Here is a 6,000-nt window from a genome sequence, read left to right as displayed (position 1 = left end):
GTGAGCGAGAGTTGCCGTAGACCGGGCTGTTCGAGTTCGGCCAGGTGCGCAAGCTCTGCCACAATATTCTTCTTCAGCTCATTTAGGATAGACGTGATATCATGCTGTTCTTTCTCTTTGCGATCGAACAACTTCTTTTGCAGGCTCTTCATGCGTTCATTCATGCGCTCTTCTAGCGCCTTGACCAGCGGCTCGCGATGGTGATCCCACTGCGTGACCAGTTGATGCTGCATGTTTTCCGATACCGGATAGTTTTGTGCTGCTGCCAGCGCCTCTTTCAACTGTGTCTCGCGCATGTGAACAAAACGCCCCTCACGTAGATACCCACCTGCCGTGATCAGCTCCTCGTGTAGACGTTGCTTGTCGCCACCCAGAATCAGCAGGCGCGCATAGGCAATCACAGCCGGAACATCCATTGTCACCGAAGGGACCGTGCGAGCAGTGACACGGTGCAACTTGCTTTGCTCACCGCTGGCCCAGACCTCGGCACGCAGCAGCCGGAGCGACATCGTCACCAGGCGGTGATTGAGATGCGCGAGCACAACATCGTCGCGTCCCTGTGCCAGTGTATGATCGAAGACGATTGGGCGCTTCTGCTGTGTGTGTGGGTGTTCAAGTCCCTCCGTACATCTGGCCCAGCTTCCGGCCAGTTCGGGGACATCGAAGACCTCAATTGGGGGATATTTGCCGTGTGGATCTTCCAGGATGCGCTTCTGGAGATCCGGCTGGTGGGCCAGTTCCAGCGCGGCTTCAACCACAGCCTGAATGTTTTCGGCAGTCAGGCCAAGCTCACGTTTGCCTTCCTGCAACTGCTCGTACAACTGCCGAATGTGTGCCTCAATCTTCTCGCGTTGCTTGCGCTGGAAGGCTAATAGGCGTTTCGACGGGGATTTCTTCTCGGCCTCGCTGGTATCTAGCGTGCGACGGCGACCGAGCATCGCCTCCTCAACCTGCGTTGCGATCACCGGACCAACATTGCCCAGATCCTCACGAATCGTCTCGATTTTTTTGACCGCCTGCATCAAGAACTCAAGGTCGTCGTCGAGCTGCTCACGCTTCAGTGTGCTCATTGAGCGCTGATCGTAGAGGCTGCTCACGAAGTGGTAGATATTTACCACGGCGGCACGCTGACCATGACGATCGATACGACCATTGCGCTGTTCCAAACGATTGGGATTCCAGGGGATCTCATAGTGGATGAGATGAGAACAATGGTTTTGCAGATCGATACCTTCCGATGCAGCGTCCGTCGCCAGCAAAATACGCACCGACGAATCGGCTGGGTCGGCCTGGAACGCCGCTTTGATCATCTCGCGGTTTTTTGTATCCATGCCACCGTAGAGTGTCTGGAGGCGCGTCTCGTCATCGGGGCCTTTTTCTACAAAGCCCTCACGTACCAGCAGACCATACAGCCAGTTCTGGGTCGCGCGATACTCTGTGAAGATAATTACCCGCTCATTCGACCACTTCCCGCCAGGTTTGATCGTGCGATGCAGCCAATCGATTAACTCCTGCGCCTTACTATCAGAACGTCTGCGCGTATCGTCCGCCCAGGTCAGCAGGCGTTTAAGCAGGCTCTGTTCCTGTACCGTTGGCTCGTGAAAGAGGGGCGCAGCAGTATCCAGCGCTTCAGCTGTTGCCTCATTCAGCGACTCATCGCTATCGCTTTCCTCTTCGAGCCGTTCCACGCGTGTGCGCAGAATACCCTCACCGGGTCGTTTTGTCACCGATGTATGGCGTTGTTTCTCCCCAAGGGAATGCTGATGTTGTTCAAGCGTCAGATAGAACGCTTCCGGGGAAGAGAAGAGACGTTTTTTGAGCAGCTTCAGCACGAATTCGGTCGCGTAGCGCTCAACATTATCTCCTGAAGCCTTAATGCGTGACTGGCCATACTCCTGTAGCAGTTGATGGGCCTCGCGTTCCTGTTGGGTATAGGGCACTCGTAGAGGCGTGATCTCGCGCACCGGGAAGCGAGACGAGCCATCCCAGCGACGTGGAAGTTCCGTCTTAAGACGACGAATCATCACAGCATTGAGCTGCTCATGGTCTGGCTTCACGCCGCGTGCAAAGCGCTGATTATCGAGCAATTCCAGCAGAGCTGTAAAACTCTCACTGTAGCCATTATGTGGTGTAGCTGAAAGAAATAACTTATGTTCAAAGTGAGGGGCGAGCAGGCGGATAGCTTCCGTGCGCATCGACGAAATAGCATATTTGCCCTGTCCAGATGGTGCGACATTGTGGGCCTCATCGAGGATAAGTAGATCGAAGCGGCGTGGATAGATCGACTCACCGCTGCCAGGGAGTGCCTCACGGAACAAACGTTGAGGCCGATCACGTTTTAAGAAATCGATCGACGTAATCAGGCGCGGAAAATGTTTCCACGGATTGACATGCAGACCCCGTTCTCGGCGCAGCGACTTCATCAGCTCGCTATCCACGATGCGGAACTCCAGACCAAACTTATCGCGCATCTGATCGCGCCACTGGACCTGGAGAGCGGCTGGGCAGACAATCAGTATGCGGCGAGCGCGCTGGCGAATGATCAGCTCCTGTGCCACTAGACCAGCCTCGATTGTCTTACCAAGGCCAACATCGTCCGCGATTAGTAGATTCGCGCGCGGCATCTGAATCGCCCGTGCCACCGGATCGAGCTGATAATCTTCCAGATCGATACCACTGAGGAACGGAGCCTGAATCGCCTTCACGTCGGCGCTAGAAGCTGCACCCCAACGCACCGCATTGAGGAACGTATCCAGACGCTGAGGCGTATCGAAGCCAACCGGTTGCGGGAGGGGTGTTTTCTCAATCAGTGACGCACCTGGTTCAATTTCCCATATCACCTGGAGGTCCTCACCAAGGCCATCATCTTCCACTGAGGAGAGCGTAATCAAATGTTGAGAATGAAGGGTTTGAGCATTGTGCACACTGGCAGGAATATCGACCACCACATAGCGTCGTTGTCGGACATGGACTAACTGTCCCGGCTCTGGGAGCGAAATAGAACGAACCAAGAATTTATTCTCCTGACTGGGTTAGATAAAGATAAGAGAACAAAATCGTCGAACCTAATACAAAGCATGGAATTCTACGGAATAGAGACATAATAAGGAGTTGCTATTGAGAGACAGGCATAACAAATAGATGTGTCGGTATTATACATTATTAAAAATAAAATTGCTACGCAATATAAACGTCTAGTATGGCAAAACGATAAGTGTGATCGCTATAGTTCCAAAGGGGGATGTTGTGCCTGTGGTTAAAAGGTAATTTGGAATAGCCGACATATAAGCGTAACAGTCACAACAAAGTCAATTAAGGGCAGATAATCCATTATTTACAGCCTTTGTTGTTGCGTAAGCCACATCTGCTTGGAAGAGGGTTTGCCCTTTCTCCCAGACTCTCTGCAAAAGAGGAAATATTTTATTGAAAGAGCAAGTCAAATATGATAACGCGATAATTTGACCTACTGTTGGGGCTAGCCCACTCCATTTACTCCCATCTTCCAGGCAGAATCAATGAGGATGATCTATTGCTCATGTGCTTGGTCAAACGAACAATACATAGGCACGCCTTTTTAAGGAAGCGTAAGATGATTGCCTGGTGAACCAACATGGCAAATAGAAGAGGAGGATATAGGAATCCATTCATCTTTTATCTTGGGAAAACGCGGTAGACAACCTTTGGTATAACCTTCTCTAAGCCATACATTTTCACTACATCATTTGCTTTTTGCGCCAAACCTGGATTAGGTGCATATATCCCAACTATTTTACTTAAAGGTAATCGATCAGGGATAAGTACCTCTGAGCTTCGAATCCTTGTAAATTCCTCTCGATTATCGATGTAAGTTCCTCCATTAAGGACACCCCAATTAAGCCTATCAATAAGAGCAACATCACTATAAAAATCAGACCAGTTTTCACCGGTACCGTGAGGGCCGCCTGGATGATATCGACGAATGCAAGTATCTCTTTGAGCGCTTGCTGGATCTATTACTACAACTTCCATGCCATATCTAGATAATTTCTGCATCGACGCATTTCCGTCGGTAAACAGCACCTCCGGCTCGTACAAAATGGTAAGCTCTACCTCTAAAACAAGTAATTGATTTTGATTTTCCTGAATATGAGGTGCATAGAACATAGGAGGACGAGGAATAAAATAGAACGGGACATAGCTATGAAGTTGACGACGGGATGGCATAACGGGTCTCTGGATAGTAATACGTTTTCGTAAAGATTGCACAGTTTCCCATGCAATTGAAAAAGGCTTAATTCCTTTCTGACTCAATTTCTCGTTAGAAAGAAGAGCTTTTTCGCTTAAGATGCTTGGGAAATTGCTAACATGAACCATATGATATGCATAGCCACTTAAAAAGTTTCGCATTAATTAGTTCCTTTCAAGTCGATAGTACATCTATTATAGTCAATTTATCGGAGTATATTAGCATATTTATCTAAGATCTTCCATAAACAAATGTTCTTAAAACACTTAAAGCAAATTAGGATAGTTCTATATAACTATTGTGTTTAAACAGATAGGATGTTAGACTTTTAAAAAGTAGGACAGAATTACAAATTTATGGAGTGAGAAGTATGGTAGCCATACGTTATGTAAAAGGAGATATCTTTCATTCAAAAGCTCAGGTACTTGTAAATACCGTAAATTGCAAAGGTATTATGGGGAAAGGTCTGGCACTTGCATTTAAACAAAAATATCCTGCAATGTTTCGTGAGTATCAGCAAGATTGCCAGACTGGCAGACTACGCATAGGGCATCCAACACTTTACAAAAAAAGCACTCCCTGGATACTCAATTTTCCCACGAAAGACCACTGGAAAGGCAATTCAAAAATTGAGTATCTTGAAAAAGGCCTGGCATATTTTGCAGCCAATTACAAAAAGGCAGAAATAACTAGCATTGCATTCCCTAAATTAGGTACACAAAATGGCAAGCTTTCTTGGGATGAAGTAGGCCCACTTATGATACAGTATTTAGAGGACCTTGATCTCGATATTTACATTTACATTAGCGATGGAGATAAGGAATATACCAACAATAACCAAGCTGAAGCATTTATATGGGAACAACTTAATAAGCTGGCACTAAATTGGGAGGAACTAGCTCAAGAAGTTCATCTTAGTGCAAAGGGAGCAAAACAAGTTGCTGAGAGGCGCAAGGCAAATGAGTTTCATTCCATAAGAGATCTGGCAGAGATACCAGACCTTGCAAAAGTTTCTCTTAAACGGCTCAAAGACTATATACAAAATCAGCGTTATGCAAAAAAAGAGATACCTGGCATGCCAGACACAGAACAGCCAAATCCCCTAAAGGAGAGGAGACGCTATCCATCTCCAAAAAGCACTAAAAAAAAAGAGCGTAAATCAGTAGAAACTTTAAATTCCCTCACCTTGTTTCCTGCAATTTTCTAGTTTCCTATTTAGGTAACAGATACTCCCAAAGCTTGCTGGTGAAGCTTTGGAAGTATGCACCTGTAGAATCAGTCCCTGAAGAATGCTTCTATAAGACTTGGAGTGCGTAGCATTTGGACTCATCAACTTCTGAAGATATGTAAAGAGCTTAGGTTCTTCTTGTTGTAACGCTACAACTTAGACATAGTTAATAAGTGATGAAAGCGAGTGTGCAGCCAAGTATCGTTTGTTAGTCATGCTGTCTGCATAATAAAGAAGGGGAGATTCAGAAAGGTTAACGCTCCATAAGGGAGAACTAAAAATACACATTTGACAATACTAGCTCATGGACTCCGAATGTTCTGGACCTAGAGAGGAATATCAATTGCTGAGAAGATCTTCGTCTAGTTGGCACTCTTGCACTCTCTTTTTACGTTTTTGGAGGTAAACGCTATTTTTCTCGGAAGGAATCAAAGGCGATAGTCCTGATTCCTTGTCTTTTGCTTGCTTGTTTGCTGATCTAATGAAGCATCAATGTTGCTTGATCTAGTACATGCAATACATGTATATATGGCTTGCAAACCACACG

General features: G+C 46.8%; 3 protein-coding genes. 1 reads left to right on the top strand and 2 read right to left on the bottom strand.

Annotated features, from left to right (window positions below; translation table 11 throughout):
- The coding region (gene drmD / locus K3T82_RS44370; RefSeq protein ID WP_220199854.1) for a DISARM system SNF2-like helicase DrmD at positions 1–3,011 on the bottom strand (3,011 nt) is incomplete at its 3' end.
- A 640-nt stretch (positions 3,012–3,651) separates the two neighbouring features.
- Positions 3,652–4,386, bottom strand: a complete 735-nt coding sequence (locus K3T82_RS44365; RefSeq protein ID WP_220199853.1) for a DUF4433 domain-containing protein — start codon at positions 4,384–4,386, stop codon at positions 3,652–3,654.
- A gap of 209 nt (positions 4,387–4,595) precedes the next feature.
- Between K3T82_RS44365 and K3T82_RS44360 the strand changes: the two genes are divergently transcribed.
- Positions 4,596–5,432, top strand: a complete 837-nt coding sequence (locus tag K3T82_RS44360; RefSeq protein ID WP_220199852.1) for a macro domain-containing protein — start codon at positions 4,596–4,598, stop codon at positions 5,430–5,432.
- Positions 5,433–6,000 lie beyond the last annotated feature (568 nt).

It is taken from the genome of Ktedonospora formicarum (genome assembly GCF_016587355.1).
In the GTDB taxonomy this organism is placed as follows: Bacteria; Chloroflexota; Ktedonobacteria; order Ktedonobacterales; family Ktedonobacteraceae; genus Ktedonobacter; species Ktedonobacter formicarum.
This window is presented reverse-complemented; position numbering and strand designations above follow the sequence as displayed.

What these genes read in the sequence shown, in the direction of transcription:
- K3T82_RS44365 (WP_220199853.1), bottom strand. Translation starts at nt 4,386, where the DNA reads ATGCGAAACTTTTTAAGTGGCTATGCATATCATATGGTTCATGTTAGC.
- K3T82_RS44360 (WP_220199852.1), top strand. Translation starts at nt 4,596, where the DNA reads ATGGTAGCCATACGTTATGTAAAAGGAGATATCTTTCATTCAAAAGCT.